We start from the raw sequence: 16,052 nt of genomic DNA on the forward strand, positions 1-16,052 counted from the left end.
TCCCCCACCGGTGCCGGTCCGCGCGCATAGTGTGCCGCCCGTGGAGATTCTTCAGGTGTTCCTGGAACTGAAAACGCCGCAGGGTTTCAGGGCCGAACTCATTGAACTCGATGGAGAGATCGTGCTGACGCCGCCGCCGGACGGCGGCCACGAAGCCGCGTTCTCGCTGCTCAGCCAGCACTTCACGGACAAGGCCGCGATCGATCTGGACCTATCGGGGGACAAGGGACTGACAACACCCCACGGCCGTTTCATTCCCGACGGCACCGTGAGCCCAGTCGGCCATTTCAAGGACGCCGAGCCCTGATCCTCAGCAGAAGGGGTCCTTCTGGTCTTCGAAATCACCGGGACCGATCCGCGCAGGGACCGCGAGCCGAAGCGCCTGGGCTACGCCGCTGCAGATGTCCCGTGCTACCTGCTGGTCGACCGCAGCGAGAAGTGGGTCACGCTCTTCACCTCGCCCGAGAACGGCGATTACTCCGTTCTCACCAAGGTCAAGTTCGGCGGGAACATCGACCTGCCCGCCCCCTTCTCCTTCACGCTCGACACGGCGCCCCTGCGGTAGGGCACAGCCACCGCAGGGGCACCACGCCGTACTACTCGACGGTGACCGACTTGGCCAGGTTGCGCGGCTGGTCGACCTCGTGGCCCTTGGCCGTCGCCAGCTCGCACGCGAAGACCTGGAGCGGCACGGTGGAGACCAGCGGCTGGAGCAGGGTCGGGGTGACCGGGATGCGGATCAGGTGGTCCGCGTACGGGACGACCGCCTCGTCGCCCTCCTCCGCGATCACGATGGTGCGGGCGCCACGGGCCCGGATCTCCTGGATGTTGGAGACGATCTTGTCGTGCAGGATCGACCGCCCGCGCGGCGAGGGGACGACCACGACGACCGGCAGCCCCTCCTCGATCAGCGCGATCGGGCCGTGCTTGAGCTCGCCCGCCGCGAAGCCCTCGGCGTGCATGTACGCCAGCTCCTTGAGCTTGAGCGCGCCCTCCAGGGCCACCGGGAAGCCGACGTGACGGCCGAGGAACAGCACCGAGCGCGCGTCGGCGAGCGAGCGGGCCAGCTCGCGCACCGGCTCCATGGTCTCCAGGACCTGCTCGACCTGCTTGGGCGCGTCGCCGAGCTCCTTGATGACGGCGAGGATCTCGTCGCCCCACTTGGTGCCGCGCACCTGGCCCAGGTAGAGGGCGACCAGGTAGCAGGCGACCAGCTGGGTCAGGAACGCCTTGGTGGAGGCGACGGCGACCTCGGGGCCGGCGTGGGTGTAGAGCACCGCGTCCGACTCGCGCGGGATGGTGGAGCCGTTGGTGTTGCAGATCGCCAGCACCTTGGCGCCCTGCTCCCGGGCGTGCCGCAGGGCCATCAGGGTGTCCATGGTCTCGCCGGACTGGGAGATGGCGATGACCAGCGTGCCCGGGCCCATGATCGGGTCGCGGTAGCGGAACTCGGAGGCGACCTCGACCTCGCAGGGGATGCGGGTCCAGTGCTCGATCGCGTACTTGGCGATCATGCCGGCGTGGAAGGCGGTGCCGCAGGCGACGATGACGACCTTGTCGACCGAGCGCAGGTCGGCGTCGGAGATGCGCAGCTCGTCGAGGATGAGCCGGCCGTCGGTGCCGATCCGGCCGAGGAGGGTGTCGGCGACGGCCTTCGGCTGCTCGGCGATCTCCTTGAGCATGAAGTAGTCGTAGCCGCCCTTCTCGGCGGCCGAGGCGTCCCAGTCGACGTGGTACTCGCGCACGTCGGCCGGGGTGCCGTCGAAGTTGGTCACCGTGACGCCGTCCCGGCGCAGCTCGACGACCTGGTCCTGACCCAGCTCGACGGCCTCGCGGGTGTGCGCGATGAACGCGGAGACGTCGGAGGCGAGGAAGTTCTCGCCCTCGCCGCGCCCGACCACCAGCGGCGAGTTGCGGCGGGCGCCGACGACCACGTCCGGCGCGTCGGCGTGCACGGCGACGAGGGTGAAGGCGCCGTCGAGGCGGCGGCAGACCACGCGCATGGCCTCCGCGAGGTCGCCGTCGTAGGCCTCGCCGAGCAGGTGGGCGACGACCTCGGTGTCGGTCTCGGAGCGGAGGGTGTGGCCGCGCTCGGCGATCTCGGCCCGCAGCTGGGCGAAGTTCTCGATGATGCCGTTGTGCACCACGGCCACCCGGAGGTGGTCGTCCAGGTGGGGGTGGGCGTTGGCGTCCGTCGGGCCGCCGTGGGTGGCCCAGCGGGTGTGGCCGATGCCGGTGGTGCCGCCGGGCAGAGGGGTCTCGGCGAGCGACTTCTCCAGGTTGGCGAGCTTGCCGGCCCGCTTGTCGGTGACCAGACTCCACTGCCCGTCGGAGTCCTGCGCCTGCACCGCGACACCGGCCGAGTCGTAGCCCCGGTACTCCAGTCGCTGCAGGCCTGCGATTACTACGTCGAGGGCGGACTGCGCGCCCACGTATCCAACAATTCCGCACATGCGTGCCAGCATAAGGGCGGTTCTGGGGCCCTTTTCCCGATTCCCGCGAACAGTGCGTGACCGACACCACAACCACGGTGAACGCCGCCACGGCTCACAATGGAGCATGTGCTGACCGAACTCTGTACGCGGGGCGCCGCCACGCCCGGCCCGTCGCCGTCCCCCTACGTGGACCTCAGTCGGGCCGAGTGGAGCGCACTGCGCGAGCGTACGCCGCTGCCGCTGACCGCCGAGGAGGTGGAACGGCTACGCGGCCTCGGTACCGCCCTCGACCTGGACGAGGTCCGCGACGTCTACCTGCCGCTGTCCCGGCTGCTGAACCTGTACATCCACGCCACGCACGAGCTGCGCGGCACGCTGGGCACCTTCCTGGACACGCCGGACACCGAGCGCACCCGCACCCCGTTCATCATCGGGGTGGCCGGCTCGGTCGCGGTCGGCAAGTCGACGACGGCCCGCCTGCTCCAGGCCCTGCTCGCCCGCTGGCCCGAGCATCCGCGGGTCGAGCTGGTGACCACGGACGGCTTCCTGCTGCCCAACGCCGAGCTGCGCCGCCGGGGCCTGATGGCCCGCAAGGGCTTCCCGGAGTCGTACGACCGACGGGCGCTGATGCGCTTCGTCGCGGACGTGAAGGCGGGCAAGGAGCGGGTCACCGCGCCGGTGTACTCGCACCTGGTGTACGACATCGTGCAGGGCGAGCGGCTCACCGTGGAGCGCCCGGACATCCTGATCGTCGAGGGCCTGAACGTGCTCCAGCCGGCCCTGCCCGGCAGCGACGGGCGCACCCGGCTGGCGGTGGCCGACTACTTCGACTTCTCGATCTACGTCGACGCCCGCACCGACGACATCGAGCACTGGTACCTGGACCGCTTCCGCAAGCTGCGGCAGACCGCCTTCCAGGACCCGAACTCCTACTTCCGCCGCTTCACCGAGGTGCCGGAGGAGGAGGCGATGGAGTACGGCCGGCAGGTCTGGCGCACCATCAACAAGCCGAACCTGCTGGAGAACGTGCTGCCGACCCGCGGCCGGGCCACCCTGATCCTCCAGAAGGGGGCGGACCACAAGGTCCGCCGGGCGCTGCTGCGCAAGCTCTGACACCGATGCGACGGAAGGGGCCCCGCCGGCGGCGGGGCCCCTTCCGTCGTGCCGGGCTCAGCCCAGGTGCGTCCGCACGGCCTCGGCGAGCCGCTGCGCGACGGACTCGGCCTGCACCGGGTCGGCGGCCTCGACCATGACCCGGACCAGCGGCTCGGTGCCGGACGAGCGCAGCAGCACCCGGCCGGTGGAGCCCAGTTCGGCCTCGGCCTCGGCGACCGCGGCGGCCAGCTCGACGCTGGTGTTCACCCGGCTCTTGTCGACGCCCTTGACGTTGATCAGCTGCTGCGGCAGACGGGTCATCACGGCGGCCAGGTCGGCCAGCGGCTGCTTGGTGCTGGCCAGTCGGGCGCCCAGCATGAGGCCGGTCAGGGTGCCGTCGCCGGTGGTGGCGTGGTCGAGCAGGATGACGTGGCCGGACTGCTCGCCGCCCAGCGCGAAGCCGTGCTCCTTCATCGCCTCCAGCACGTAGCGGTCGCCGACGGCGGTCTCCACCAGGTCGACGCCCTCGCGCTCCATCGCCAGCTTGAAGCCGAGGTTGGACATCACGGTGGCCACCGCGGTGTTGCGGCGCAGGGTGCCGGCGTCCTTCATGGCGACGGCCAGGATGGCGATGATCTGGTCGCCGTCCACCTCGTTGCCGTCGGCGTCGGCGGCCAGGCAGCGGTCGGCGTCGCCGTCGAGGGCGATGCCGAGGTCGGCGCGGTACTCCGTCATGGCGGCCTGCAGCCGGTCCAGGTGGGTGGAGCCGACGCCGTCGTTGATGTTGAGGCCGGTGGGCTCCGCCCCCAGGGTGTGGACGACCTCGGCGCCGGCCCGGGCGAAGGCCTCGGGGGCGACGTAGGCGGCCGCGCCGTGGGCGCCGTCGATGACGACCTTGATGCCGTCGAGGCGGTTGGGCAGCACGCCGATCAGGTGGGCGACGTACTTGTCGAAGCCCTCGGTGTACTCGCGCACCCGGCCGACGGCGGCGCCGGTCGGCCGGTTCCAGTCCTCGCTGCCGAGCGTGTGCGTGCGGTAGTGGGTCTCGATCGCGTCCTCGATGCGGTCGTCCAGCTTGTGGCCGCCGCGGGCGAGGAACTTGATGCCGTTGTCGGGCATCGCGTTGTGGCTGGCGGAGAGCATCACGCCGAAGTCGGCGCCGAGCGCGCCGGTGAGGTACGCCACGGCCGGGGTCGGCAGCACGCCGACCCGGAGCACGTCGACGCCGGCGCTCGCCAGGCCGGCGATGACAGCGGCCTCCAGGAACTCGCCCGAGGCACGCGGGTCCCGGCCGACCACCGCGACCGGCCGGTGGCCCTCGAAGGCGCCGGCCTCGCCGAGCACATGGGCCGCCGCGACCGACAGCCCGAGCGCGAGCTCGGCCGTCAGGCCCACGTTGGCCACCCCGCGCACGCCGTCCGTACCGAAGAGTCGTCCCACTGTCCCGTCCTCCATCACCACTGCTCGGAACCCAACCGATGGCACCCGGCCGCCGCACGATAGCCGGGGAACACGTCGCCCCGGAGTACACGTGGTACTCCGGGGCGACGGTTCGCGCAACCAGGGGGTGCGCCGCCAGGGCGGGCCGCACCCCCAGGGGCGCGATTAGCGCTTGCTGTACTGCGGCGCCTTGCGGGCCTTCTTGAGACCGGCCTTCTTGCGCTCGACGGCGCGGGCGTCACGGGTCAGGAAGCCGGCCTTCTTCAGCGCGCCGCGGTTGTTGTCCACGTCGGCCTCGTTCAGGGCACGGGCCACGCCGAGGCGCAGCGCGTAGGCCTGGCCGGAGACGCCGCCACCGGAGATGCGGGCGACGACGTCGTAACGGCCGTCAAGCTCGAGGAGCTTGAAGGGCTCGTTCACGGTCTGCTGGTGCACCTTGTTGGGGAAGTAGTTCTCCAGGGTGCGACCGTTGATCTTCCACTGGCCGGTGCCGGGGACGATGCGCACGCGGGCGATCGCCTCCTTGCGACGGCCGAGGCCGGCGCCCGGGATGGCCTCGCCGAAGCGGCCGGCCAGCGACTCGGAGGTGTACTCGCCCTCGGAGGTGTACTCGCCCTCGACAGCCTCAACGGCCTCGTCGAAGTCGACCTCAAGGGTCTCGGTGGTTTCAGTGGTCTCGGCCACGGTGTTCCTCAGCTCTTTTCAGTGTTGGGGGGCTTGGTGGCCGAATTACTGCGCGACCTGGGTGATCTCGAACGGCACCGGCTGCTGGGCAGCGTGCGGGTGCTGGTCGCCCGAGTAGACCTTCAGCTTCGAGAGCATCTGGCGGCCCAGGCTGTTCTTGGGGATCATGCCCTTGATGGCCTTCTCGACGGCCTTCTCCGGGTTGTTCGCCAGCAGGTCGTCGTAGCGCACCGACCGCAGACCACCCGGGAAGCCAGAGTGGCGGTAGGCCAGCTTCTGGGTCTTCTTGTTACCGGACAGGTGCACCTTGTCGGCGTTGATGATGATGACGAAGTCACCAGTGTCAACGTGCGGCGCGTAGATCGCCTTGTGCTTACCCCGGAGGAGGTTGGCGGCCTGGGAAGCCAGGCGGCCGAGCACGACGTCGTTCGCGTCGATGACGTGCCACTGACGCTGGACGTCGCCGGGCTTGGGGCTGTACGTACGCACGGTCGTAGCCTTCGCTTTTCAGTGAGTGAGTCCTGACAGGAGCACCTGGGACGGCAGAGCAGCCTGGTCAACCTTGGACGCAATTCAAGGGGGACCGCTGGTCGTCGAACCTGATGTCTCCGGCGTACCGACCTCTCACGTGAGATAGAGCGAGCCAATACGCACATCAAGCGTCCAGGTTACCGGGCGGGCGGGTGGGGGTCAAAAATCGGCTTCCCCCACCCCCGCCGTCACTCAGCGTTCGCGCTCCACCCGGCTGACGTCCCAGACCGGCTCGGGCGACTCGTAGACCCGGCCGTCGGCGCCGAACACCAGGTAGCGGTCGAAGGTCTTGGCGAACCAGCGGTCGTGGGTGACGCACAGCACGGTGCCGTCGAAGGCCTCCAGCCCGGCCTGCAGCGCCTCGGCACTGTCCAGGTCCAGGTTGTCGGTCGGCTCGTCGAGCAACAGGGCCGTCACGCCGGAGAGTTCGAGCTTGAGGATCATCAGCCGGGCCTGCTGCCCACCGGACAGCGACTCGAACTTCTGCTCCTCCTGCCGGTCCAGCTCGTAGCGGCGCAGCGCGCCCATCGCGGCGCTGCGGCTGAGCGCGTGCTCCTCCTCGACGATCGAGCGCACCGTCCGGCCGAACAGCTCCGGGTGGGCGTGGGTCTGCCGGAAGTGGCCGGGGACGACCCGGGCGCCGAGCTTCCAGGTGCCGGTGTGCGCGACGCTCTCGTCGCCCGCCAGCAGCCGCAGGAAGTGCGACTTGCCGGAGCCGTTGGAGCCGAGCACGGCGACCCGCTCGCCGTAGAACACCTCCAGGTCGAAGGGCTTCATCAGGCCGGTGAGCTCCAGCTGCTCCACGGTGAAGGAGCGCACGCCGGTACGCCCGCCCTTGAGCCGCATGGTGATGCTCTGCTCGCGCGGGGGCTCCTCCGGGCGGCCGGCCTCCTCGAACTTCTTCAGCCGGGTCTGGGCGGCGGCGTAGCGGGTGGCGAGCGCGTGGCTGACGGAGGCCGCCTGGCGCAGGGTGACGACCAGCTTCTTGAGCTTGGCGTGTTCCTCGTCCCAGCGCCGGCCCAGCTCCTCGAAGCGCGCGAAGCGGTCCTTGCGGGCCTCGTGGAAGCTGTCGAAGCCGCCGCCGTGCACCCAGACGCTGCTCCCGGCCGCGCCGGACTCGACGGCGATGATCTTGTCGGCGGCCTCGGAGAGCAACTCGCGGTCGTGCGAGATGAACAGGACGGTCTTCGAGGTGGCCTTGAGGGCCTCCTCCAGCCAGCGCTTGCCCGGGACGTCCAGGTAGTTGTCGGGCTCGTCGAGCAGCAGCACCTCTTCGGGGCCGCGCAGCAGCGCCTCCAGGACGAGCCGCTTCTGCTCACCGCCCGAGAGGGTGTTCAGGCCGCGCCACTGGGCCTTGTCGAAGGGCATCCCGAGGGCCGCCATGGTGCAGACGTCCCAGTCGGTCTCGTAGTCGTAGCCGCCGACGTCGGCCCAGTCGGAGAGCGCCTGGGCGTAGGCCATCTGGGTCTTCTCGTCGTCCTGCGCGATCATCGCCAGCTCGGCGGCGTCCACCGCGCGGGCGGCGACGGCGATCCGCTCGGGGGCGACGGACACCAGCAGGTCGCGGACGGAGGCGTCCGGGGCCAGCGCGCCCGGGGTGGCCCGCTCGTCCTCGCGGCCGGTGGTGCCGACGAACTGGCGCATCACGCCGAGCCCGCCGCTGATCGTCACCGTGCCGCCGTGCGGCTGGAGGTCCCCCGCGATCATCCGCAGCAGGGTGGTCTTGCCGGCCCCGTTGGCGCCGACCAGGGCGACTGCGGCGCCCTCGCCGACCCGGAAGGACGCGTCGTCGAACAGCACCCGCCCGTCCGGCAGGTAGTACTCCAGGTGCGAAATCTCGACGTGTCCCATGCGGACGATTGTCCCAAGCCGACGCGCCCGGCCCAAACGGATTACCCGACGGGCGGCTGACCGGGCAGTGTGCGCAGCCGCCTGGCCTGGCGGTTCCGCTCGGCGAGCTGGTCGTCCGGCGGGTAGCCGACTTCCTCCAGGGTGAGCCCGTACGGCCGGATCACGTTGACGGCCGAGTTGCGGACCCCGCCGGCCAGCACCTCGCCGGGGAACTCCACCGGCCGGTGCCCGTCGCCGACCAGCAGCATCGCCCCGACCAGCGCCCGGACCATGTTGTGGCAGAACGCGTCGGCGCGGACGGTGGCGACCGCCAGCGAGCCCTCCTGGGCGGCGTAGGAGTCCACCGGGACGCGGTCCCAGTGCAGCTCCAGCAGGGTGCGGATGGTGGTGGCGCCCTCGCGCTTCTTGCAGTACGCGGCGAAGTCGTGCTCGCCGAGCAGCAGCTTCGCGGCCTCGTTCATCCGGTCGACGTCCAGCGGGCGGTCGTGCCAGAGCACGTGCCCGCGCAGCAGCGGGTCGACCCCGCCGGGGTGGTCGGCGACCCGGTAGGCGTAGCGGCGCCAGATCGCCGAGAAGCGGGCGTCGAACCCGGCCGGCGCCTCGCCGACCCGGTAGATCCGGATGTCCCCGGGCAGCCGGCCGGCCAGTCGGCGCATCAGCTTCTCGCGGTGCGCCTCCCACAGCTCGGCCGGCAGGTCGACGTGCGCGACCTGGCCGCGGGCGTGCACCCCGGCGTCGGTGCGCCCGGCCACGGTCAGCGGGAACAGCTCGGGGCTGCGGGTGACGATCTGCAGCGCGCTCTCGATCTCCTCCTGGACCGTCCGGCGGCCGCCGCGCTGGCGGGCCCAGCCGGAGAACTCGGCGCCCTGGTAGGCGAGATCGAGCCGGACCCGGACGCACCCGTCGGCCGGGCCGTCCTTCACCGGCGGCTGCTCGGCGCAATCGTTGACCACAATCCACTCCAGACAGAAGGAACGGGCCCGCTCCCCCACGGATGGGAGAGCGGGCCCGCGACCACACCTAGCGGTGTCAGGCCTGCTCGGCCTCGACGGCCTCGTCGGCCTTGGCCTCGACCTTGGCGTCGGCCTCCTTGACGGCGCGCTTGGTGGCGCCCTCGGCCTCGCCGACGGCGGTCTGCGCGACGGTCAGCGCCTCGACCAGCTCGATCACGGCCATCGGGGCGTTGTCGCCACGACGGGGACCGATCTTGGTGATACGGGTGTAACCACCCGGGCGGTTCTCGTAGCGCGGCGCGATCTCGGTGAAGAGGGTGTGCAGCACGGCGATGTCGGTGATCGTCTTGCGCACCAGGCGACGGTTGTGGATGTCGCCCTTCTTCGCCTTGGTGATCAGCTTCTCCGCCAGCGGGCGCATCCGACGGGCCTTGGCCTCGGTCGTGGTGATGCGGCCGTACTGGAACAGCTCCCGGCACAGACCGGCGAGCAGCAGCGGCTCGTGGTGCGGGCCGCCGCCGAGGCGGGCACCCTTGGTGGGACGCGGCATGGATGACTCCTTGAATCTCCGACTACGGCCGTATCAGGTACCGCAGCGGGCGTCCGGGCACTGTTGCCCGGACGACTTTCACGACGACGGGGGCGGTTCGGTGGAACCGCCCCCGCGGCCAAATCTCTTAGTACTGCTCGGTCTCGGCGTAACCCGCGTCGTCCAGGTCGTCGGCGCCGAAGGCGTCGGCGGCGGCGGTCGGGTCGAACCCGGGCGGGCTGTCCTTGAGGGCCAGGCCCATGCCGGCCAGCTTCGCCTTGACCTCGTCGATCGACTTCGCACCGAAGTTGCGGATGTCGAGCAGGTCGGCCTCGGAGCGGGCGACGAGCTCACCCACGGTGTGGATGCCCTCGCGCTTGAGGCAGTTGTAGGAGCGGACGGTGAGCTCCAGCTCCTCGATCGGCAGCGCCAGATCGGCGGCCAGGGCGGCGTCCGTCGGGGACGGGCCCATGTCGATGCCCTCGGCGTCGATGTTCAGCTCGCGGGCGAGACCGAACAGCTCCACCAGGGTCTTGCCGGCCGAGGCCATGGCGTCACGCGGACGCATGGCGGGCTTGGTCTCGACGTCGACGATCAGCTTGTCGAAGTCGGTCCGCTGCTCGACACGGGTGGCCTCGACCTTGTAGGTGACCTTCAGCACGGGGCTGTAGATCGAGTCGACCGGGATGCGGCCGATCTCCTGGCCGGAGGCCTTGTTCTGGACGGCGGAGACGTAGCCGCGACCGCGCTCGACGGTCAGCTCCATCTCCAGCTTGCCCTTGCCGTTCAGCGTGGCGAGGACCAGCTCCGGGTTGTGCACCTCGACACCCGCCGGCGGGGCGATGTCGGCGGCGGTGACGACACCCGGGCCCTGCTTGCGCAGGTACATCACGACCGGCTCGTCGTGCTCCGAGGAGACGACCAGCTGCTTGATGTTGAGGATGAGGTCGGTCACGTCCTCCTTGACGCCCGGCACGGTGGTGAACTCGTGCAGGACGCCGTCGACGCGGATGCTGGTGACAGCGGCACCCGGGATCGACGACAGGAGCGTGCGGCGCAGGGAGTTGCCGAGGGTGTAGCCGAAGCCCGGCTCCAGCGGCTCGATCACGAACCGCGAGCGGAACTCGTCGACGACCTCTTCGGTCAGCGAGGGGCGCTGAGCGATAAGCATGGGGGGATTCCTCCAGTTGTCTTCGGCACCCACTATTTGATGCCGACAGGACCAAGCGTACGGGGTCCCGCGAACAGCGACGAATCACCGCGTGGGACCCCGTACGAAGGTTCAAAGCAGGTACTGCGAGCCCGAAGGCGCTGCGTCAGACGCGGCGGCGCTTCGGCGGACGGCAGCCGTTGTGCGGGGTGGGGGTGACGTCCTGGATCGAGCCGACCTCCAGGCCGGTGGCCTGGAGCGAGCGGATCGCGGTCTCGCGGCCGGAGCCCGGACCCTTGACGAAGACGTCAACCTTGCGCATGCCGTGCTCCTGCGCGCGACGGGCAGCGGCCTCGGCGGCCATCTGCGCGGCGAACGGGGTGGACTTGCGCGAGCCCTTGAAGCCGACGTGACCGGCGGAGGCCCAGGAGATCACGTTGCCCGCGGGGTCGGTGATCGAAACGATGGTGTTGTTGAACGTGCTCTTGATGTGCGCGTGGCCGTGAGCGACGTTCTTCTTTTCCTTGCGGCGGATCTTCTTCGCGCCGGCAGCCTGACGACCCTTGGGGGGCATAAGTCTGTTCTCCTACTGAGGTGGTCGGTCCGCTGACCCGCGGGCCGGAGGGATGTCCGGTTACGGGACGGACTACTTCTTGCCCGGCTTCTTCTTACCGGCGATCGCGCGACGCGGGCCCTTGCGGGTACGCGCGTTGGTGTGGGTGCGCTGACCGCGGACCGGCAGGCCGCGGCGGTGACGCAGACCCTCGTAGCAGCCGATCTCGACCTTGCGGCGGATGTCGGCGGCCACCTCACGGCGGAGGTCACCCTCGACCGTGTAGTTGGCGTCGAGGTACTGACCCAGCTTGACGAGGTCTTCCTCGGAGATGTCGCGAACGCGGACATCCGGGTTGACACCGGTCTCGGCCAGGGTCTGCTGGGCGCGGGTACGGCCGATGCCGTACACGTAGGTAAGGGCGATCTCGATCCGCTTCTCACGGGGGAGATCAACGCCGGCGAGGCGTGCCATTCAAGGCTCCTGTATTTCTTCAGAGGTCTTGCGTGCTACCTACTCCTTCGCCTCTCGACGATGGAGCCCCGGCCTCTGACCGGGGGCGGCAGTCCGTCCCTTCACTGGGACGGATCGGGTAGCCCACTTATGACGTTTTCGCGTCGCGCGAAGTACTACGAGAAATGCTGGGGAGAGATCAGCCCTGGCGCTGCTTGTGGCGCAGGTTGTCGCAGATCACCATGACCCGGCCGTGGCGGCGGATCACCTTGCACTTGTCGCAGATCTTCTTGACGCTCGGCTTGACCTTCATGTTCAGGTTCTCCGGGTCTAGATCTGACGTTCTTACTTGTAGCGGTAGACGATCCGCCCGCGCGTGAGGTCGTAGGGGCTGAGCTCCACGACGACCCGGTCGTCCGGCAGGATGCGGATGTAGTGCATGCGCATCTTGCCACTGATGTGCGCGAGGACCTTGTGACCGTTCTGCAGCTCGACCCTGAACATCGCGTTCGGAAGAGACTCGATCACGGTGCCCTCGATCTCAATGGCGCCTTGCTTCTTAGCCATGAACTGCGAGATCCACCTTCCGGGACCGGCTACCGTATGCGGCACGCTCGTGCGAACCTGGGTTCACCCCGCCCCCGAAGGGAAGAGGGCGTGCTGAAGCACGCTACGAGTGAGCCGACGGTCCATCCTACGCCAGCGTGTCCGGTGGGCCAAAACGAGATCCCCCGAAGGCAGCCATCGTGACGTTCCGGCTGGTCCCGGCGGGTCAGAACCCGGCGGTGACCTTCAGCGGCTCGACGTGGGCGGTGCAGGCCGCGCAGCGGCGGGCGGCCTCGGGGATCTCGGTCAGGCACTCGGGGCAGGGCCGCTTGGGGGTCTTCGCCTTCTTCGGCAGGTAGCGCGCGGTCGCCTTGGTGACCGGCAGCACGACGCAGAAGTACAGCACCGCCGCGGTCATCACGAAGGCGATCAGCACGTTGAGGAACTGGCCGTACGGGAAGGTGACCCCGGCCACCGTCGCCTTGTACGAGCTGAAGTCGCCGGCCGCGCCGACCACGACGCCGACCAGCGGGGTGAGGAAGGCCGACACGAAGCCGGTCACCACGCCGGTGAACGCGGCGCCGATGACGACACCGACCGCCATGTCGACCACGTTGCCGCGCATCATGAAGTCGCGGAATCCCTTGAACACTGCACTCTCCCGATCGATCGAAGCTGCTGAAGCCGCTACTGAAGCCACTGCCAGCCGATAAAAATAGGACAAAAGCCCTGGAGGTCCAAACCCCCAGGGCCCTGATCCCTTGTCAGCAGCGGAAGTTGGCCGCTCAGCCGACCGTCGTGAGACTAACCGAGCGGGTCCGGGGCGGCGGTGATGCCCAGCTTCGCGAGCTCCGCCTTGCCGCCGTCGAAGGCCGTCAGGACCAGCGGGCCCTGCTCGGTGACGGCCACCGAGTGCTCCCAGTGCGAGGCCCAGGTGCCGTCGTTGGTGACGACCGTCCAGTCGTCCTCCAGCACGGCGGTGTGCGGGGTGCCCAACGAGACCATCGGCTCGATCGCCAGCACGGTGCCGGGGATCAGCTTCGGGCCCTTGCCGCGGCCGCGCTCGACGTAGTTCAGCACGTGCGGCTCCATGTGCATCGCGGTGCCGATGCCGTGGCCGCCGTAGCCCTCGGTGATGCCCCACTTGCCCTTGGGGGGCAGCGGCTGGCGGCGGATGAAGCCCTCGATCGCCTTGGAGACGTCGACCAGGCGGTTGTTCTTCTTCATCTGGGCGATGCCGGCCCACATCGAGCCCTCGGTCACCCGGCTCAGCATCTCGACCTCGGGGCGGACCTCGCCGACCGCCACGGTGATCGCCGCGTCGCCGTGCCAGCCGTCCAGGATGGCGCCGCAGTCGATCGAGATGACGTCGCCCTCCTGGAGCACCCGGTCACCGGGGATGCCGTGCACGACCTCGTTGTTCACCGAGGCGCAGATCACCCCGGGGAACCACAGACCGCCGTGGTCGGCACGGAAGTTGGAGGTCGCACCGTGGTCGGTGATGACCTTGTCCGCGATGTCGTTGAGCTCCTGGGTGGTCACCCCCGGGGCGACCGCCTCCCGGCAGGCCTTCAGCGCCTCGGCGACGACCAGCCCGGCCGCTCGCATCTTCGCGATCTGCTCGGGGGTCTTGATCTCCACCATCTGGTCACGCCTTCCACGTTCTGTTTGCCACTGCCTACCACCGTACGACGCCGTACGGCCGCGCCGCCCGGGATCGGGGAGCGCGGCCGTACGGCGTCGCCGGGAAACTCAGTTGTCCTGCTTCAGCGCCTCGATCGCGCGCCGGGTGACCTCGTCCACCTTGCCGAGGGCCGAGATGGTCGCCACCAGGCCCTGCTGGACGTAGTAGTCGATGATCGGCTCGGTCTCCGTGTGGTAGACCTCCAGCCGGGTGCGCACCTTGTCCTCGGTGTCGTCCGAGCGCTGGTACAGCTCGCCGCCGCACTCGTCGCAGACGCCCTCGGCCTTCGGCGGGTTGTAGTCCACGTGGAAGACGTGGCCCCCGTCGTTGCGGCACAGGCGGCGGCCGGCGATCCGGCGGACGACCTCGTCCTCGGGGACCTCCAGGTCCAGCACGCCGTCCAGCTTGATCCCCTGCTCGACGAGGAACTCGTCGAGCGCCTTGGCCTGGCCGAGGTTGCGGGGGAAGCCGTCGAGCAGGAAGCCGCCCGCGGCGTCCTCCTGGAGCATGCGGTCCTTGGCCATCCCGATGGTGACCTCATCCGGCACCAGGCGGCCCGCGTCCATGTAGCTCTTGGCCTCGAGCCCCAGCGGGGTGCCCTGACCGATGTTGGCGCGGAACAGGTCGCCGGTGGAGATGTGGGGAATGGACAGGGTCTTGGCGAGCAGGTGCGCCTGAGTACCCTTCCCGGCCCCGGGAGGACCAACGAGGACGATACGCATCAGCGGAGGAACCCTTCGTAATTGCGCTGCTGGAGCTGGCTCTCGATCTGCTTCACAGTTTCGAGTCCGACGCCGACGACGATGAGCACGCTGGTGCCGCCGAACGGGAAGTTGGTCTGCTGTCCGAAGGCGACCAGGGCGATCATCGGGATCAACGCGATCAGGCCCAGGTAGAGCGAACCCGGCCACGTGATTCGGGTCAGCACGTAGTTCAGGTACTCGGCCGTCGGTCGGCCGGCCCGGATGCCCGGGATGAAGCCACCATACTTCTTCATATTGTCGGCAACTTCTTCGGGGTTGAAGGAGATCGCGACGTAGAAGAAGGCGAAGAAGACGATCAGCAGGAAGTAGGTCGCCATGTAGATCGGGTGGTCGCCCTTGACGAAGTGCTGGGTGACCCACACCGCCCAGCCCGACTGGCTACCGGTCAGCTGGACCACCAGGGCCGGGATGTACAGCAGCGACGAGGCGAAGATGACCGGGATGACACCGGCCTGGTTCACCTTGAGCGGGATGTAGGTCGACGTGCCGCCGAACGCCCGCCGGCCGATCATCCGCTTCGCGTACTGCACCGGGATCCGGCGCTGGGCCTGCTCGACGAAGATGACCAGCATCACAACGATGATGCCGACCGCGACCACGGACAGGAACTCGACCCAGCCGCCACCGATGGTGCCGGAGCCCTTGATCGCCCACATCGAGGACGGGAACTGCGCGGCGATCGAGGTGAAGATCAGCAGCGACATGCCGTTGCCGATGCCGCGGTCCGTGATCAGCTCGCCCAGCCACATGATCACCGTGGTGCCGGCGGTCATCGTGATCACCATGACGGCGATCCGGAACACGCTCGTGTCCGGGACGATCTGGTTGCCCACCGGGCAGCCGGAGAACAGCGCGCCGCTGGAGGCCGTCGCCACGATGCCGGTGCCCTGGAGCACGGCGAGCGCGATGGTCAGGTAGCGGGTGTACTGGGTGATCTTCGTCTGGCCGGCCTGGCCCTCCTTCTTCAGCGCTTCCAGTCGCGGGATCACGACCGTGAGGAGCTGGAGGATGATGCTCGCGGTGATGTACGGCATGATGCCGAGCGCGAAGATCGTCAGCTGGAGGAGCGCGCCACCACTGAACAGGTTGACGAGCCCGAAGAGGCCGTTGTTCTTGGTGTCCTTCACACACTCGTTCACGGCCGTGAAGCTCACGCCGGGGATCGGAATGTGTGAGCCCAGGCGGAACAGCACCATGATGCCCAGCGTGAACAGCAGCTTCTTGCGCAGGTCGGGCGTCTGGAACGCCCGCGCGAACGCACTGAGCACGGTGCCTCCTGCGCCTCCCGCGCGTCGTCGGCGGGAGGGTCGGTCCTGAATGGGAGTTTTGGCGGTACGGGCTCCCGTACAGACGGCACAGGCGAGCCTACGCGCAGCCTACAAGG

19 protein-coding genes are annotated in these 16,052 nt (G+C 69.2%); 3 read left to right on the plus strand and 16 right to left on the minus strand.

The genetic code is table 11. The features are described from left to right. Positions 1-40: 40 nt before the first annotated feature. Complete coding sequence (locus AB0R04_RS08570) at positions 41-307, plus strand: hypothetical protein (protein WP_363369298.1); 267 nt, start codon at positions 41-43, stop codon at positions 305-307. A gap of 21 nt (positions 308-328) precedes the next feature. Then, positions 329-565, plus strand: a complete 237-nt coding sequence (locus AB0R04_RS08575; protein WP_363369406.1) for a Uma2 family endonuclease — start codon at positions 329-331, stop codon at positions 563-565. Positions 566-596: 31 nt separating this feature from the next. Here AB0R04_RS08575 and glmS read toward each other — a convergent pair whose 3' ends face one another. Further along, on the minus strand, positions 597-2,453 hold the full coding sequence (gene glmS, locus AB0R04_RS08580) for a glutamine--fructose-6-phosphate transaminase (isomerizing) (protein ID WP_363369300.1): 1,857 nt from the start codon (positions 2,451-2,453) through the stop codon (positions 597-599). A 99-nt stretch (positions 2,454-2,552) separates the two neighbouring features. Between glmS and coaA the strand changes: the two genes are divergently transcribed. Beyond that, positions 2,553-3,548 (plus strand): type I pantothenate kinase, encoded by a 996-nt coding sequence (gene coaA, locus AB0R04_RS08585; protein ID WP_063348983.1) that lies wholly within the window; start codon positions 2,553-2,555, stop codon positions 3,546-3,548. A 57-nt stretch (positions 3,549-3,605) separates the two neighbouring features. On the opposite strand, the gene glmM is transcribed toward coaA, so the two are convergent. From glmM to secY, 15 genes are all read right to left on the minus strand, one after another. Further along, a complete protein-coding gene (glmM, locus tag AB0R04_RS08590) occupies positions 3,606-4,970 on the minus strand; it encodes a phosphoglucosamine mutase (RefSeq protein ID WP_363369302.1) in 1,365 nt (454 codons plus the stop codon). Between the two features lie 165 nt (positions 4,971-5,135). After that, on the minus strand, positions 5,136-5,666 hold the full coding sequence (gene rpsI / locus AB0R04_RS08595; protein ID WP_107452914.1) for a 30S ribosomal protein S9: 531 nt from the start codon (positions 5,664-5,666) through the stop codon (positions 5,136-5,138). 33 nt (positions 5,667-5,699) lie between these two features. After that, on the minus strand, positions 5,700-6,143 hold the full coding sequence (gene rplM / locus AB0R04_RS08600) for a 50S ribosomal protein L13 (protein ID WP_063348980.1): 444 nt from the start codon (positions 6,141-6,143) through the stop codon (positions 5,700-5,702). A gap of 234 nt (positions 6,144-6,377) precedes the next feature. Continuing rightward, complete coding sequence (locus AB0R04_RS08605) at positions 6,378-8,036, minus strand: ATP-binding cassette domain-containing protein (protein ID WP_350877126.1); 1,659 nt, start codon at positions 8,034-8,036, stop codon at positions 6,378-6,380. A 41-nt stretch (positions 8,037-8,077) separates the two neighbouring features. Continuing rightward, on the minus strand, positions 8,078-8,989 hold the full coding sequence (gene truA, locus AB0R04_RS08610) for a tRNA pseudouridine(38-40) synthase TruA (protein ID WP_244293441.1): 912 nt from the start codon (positions 8,987-8,989) through the stop codon (positions 8,078-8,080). 76 nt (positions 8,990-9,065) lie between these two features. Next, the gene (gene rplQ, locus AB0R04_RS08615) at positions 9,066-9,539 is read right to left on the minus strand and encodes a 50S ribosomal protein L17 (protein WP_063348978.1); all 474 of its coding nucleotides are present in this window, start codon (positions 9,537-9,539) and stop codon (positions 9,066-9,068) included. 127 nt (positions 9,540-9,666) lie between these two features. Beyond that, entirely contained in the window at positions 9,667-10,689 is a 1,023-nt protein-coding gene (locus tag AB0R04_RS08620) for a DNA-directed RNA polymerase subunit alpha (RefSeq protein WP_030232516.1), read from the minus strand. 145 nt (positions 10,690-10,834) lie between these two features. Continuing rightward, complete coding sequence (gene rpsK / locus AB0R04_RS08625; RefSeq protein WP_030232513.1) at positions 10,835-11,242, minus strand: 30S ribosomal protein S11; 408 nt, start codon at positions 11,240-11,242, stop codon at positions 10,835-10,837. Positions 11,243-11,314: 72 nt separating this feature from the next. Next, entirely contained in the window at positions 11,315-11,695 is a 381-nt protein-coding gene (rpsM, locus tag AB0R04_RS08630) for a 30S ribosomal protein S13 (RefSeq protein WP_363369306.1), read from the minus strand. Between the two features lie 178 nt (positions 11,696-11,873). Further along, positions 11,874-11,987: a 50S ribosomal protein L36 gene (gene rpmJ, locus AB0R04_RS08635; RefSeq protein WP_003956441.1), complete on the minus strand. Its 114-nt coding sequence runs from the start codon at positions 11,985-11,987 to the stop codon at positions 11,874-11,876. A gap of 32 nt (positions 11,988-12,019) precedes the next feature. Further along, on the minus strand, positions 12,020-12,241 hold the full coding sequence (gene infA / locus AB0R04_RS08640) for a translation initiation factor IF-1 (protein WP_014047798.1): 222 nt from the start codon (positions 12,239-12,241) through the stop codon (positions 12,020-12,022). A 205-nt stretch (positions 12,242-12,446) separates the two neighbouring features. Continuing rightward, positions 12,447-12,872 (minus strand): large conductance mechanosensitive channel protein MscL, encoded by a 426-nt coding sequence (gene mscL / locus AB0R04_RS08645; protein ID WP_363369308.1) that lies wholly within the window; start codon positions 12,870-12,872, stop codon positions 12,447-12,449. 152 nt (positions 12,873-13,024) lie between these two features. Then, a complete protein-coding gene (gene map, locus AB0R04_RS08650) occupies positions 13,025-13,864 on the minus strand; it encodes a type I methionyl aminopeptidase (RefSeq protein ID WP_063348975.1) in 840 nt (279 codons plus the stop codon). Between the two features lie 108 nt (positions 13,865-13,972). After that, entirely contained in the window at positions 13,973-14,626 is a 654-nt protein-coding gene (locus AB0R04_RS08655) for an adenylate kinase (protein WP_363369310.1), read from the minus strand. Beyond that, positions 14,626-15,936, minus strand: a complete 1,311-nt coding sequence (secY, locus tag AB0R04_RS08660) for a preprotein translocase subunit SecY (protein ID WP_063348973.1) — start codon at positions 15,934-15,936, stop codon at positions 14,626-14,628. The genes AB0R04_RS08655 and secY overlap by 1 nt, the downstream gene beginning before the upstream one ends. Positions 15,937-16,052 lie beyond the last annotated feature (116 nt).

It is taken from the genome of Kitasatospora sp. NPDC056731 (assembly GCF_040687675.1).
GTDB lineage: Bacteria > Actinomycetota > Actinomycetes > Streptomycetales > Streptomycetaceae > Kitasatospora.

Coding starts and splice junctions, on each gene's coding strand:
- AB0R04_RS08605 (WP_350877126.1), bottom strand. CDS start 8,036: ATGGGACACGTCGAGATTTCGCACCTGGAGTACTACCTGCCGGACGGG.
- infA (WP_014047798.1), bottom strand. CDS start 12,241: ATGGCTAAGAAGCAAGGCGCCATTGAGATCGAGGGCACCGTGATCGAG.
- map (WP_063348975.1), bottom strand. CDS start 13,864: ATGGTGGAGATCAAGACCCCCGAGCAGATCGCGAAGATGCGAGCGGCC.
- AB0R04_RS08655 (WP_363369310.1), bottom strand. CDS start 14,626: ATGCGTATCGTCCTCGTTGGTCCTCCCGGGGCCGGGAAGGGTACTCAG.
- rpsM (WP_363369306.1), bottom strand. CDS start 11,695: ATGGCACGCCTCGCCGGCGTTGATCTCCCCCGTGAGAAGCGGATCGAG.
- rplQ (WP_063348978.1), bottom strand. CDS start 9,539: ATGCCGCGTCCCACCAAGGGTGCCCGCCTCGGCGGCGGCCCGCACCAC.
- glmS (WP_363369300.1), bottom strand. CDS start 2,453: ATGTGCGGAATTGTTGGATACGTGGGCGCGCAGTCCGCCCTCGACGTA.
- coaA (WP_063348983.1), top strand. CDS start 2,553: ATGGAGCATGTGCTGACCGAACTCTGTACGCGGGGCGCCGCCACGCCC.
- rpmJ (WP_003956441.1), bottom strand. CDS start 11,987: ATGAAGGTCAAGCCGAGCGTCAAGAAGATCTGCGACAAGTGCAAGGTG.
- AB0R04_RS08620 (WP_030232516.1), bottom strand. CDS start 10,689: ATGCTTATCGCTCAGCGCCCCTCGCTGACCGAAGAGGTCGTCGACGAG.
- rpsK (WP_030232513.1), bottom strand. CDS start 11,242: ATGCCCCCCAAGGGTCGTCAGGCTGCCGGCGCGAAGAAGATCCGCCGC.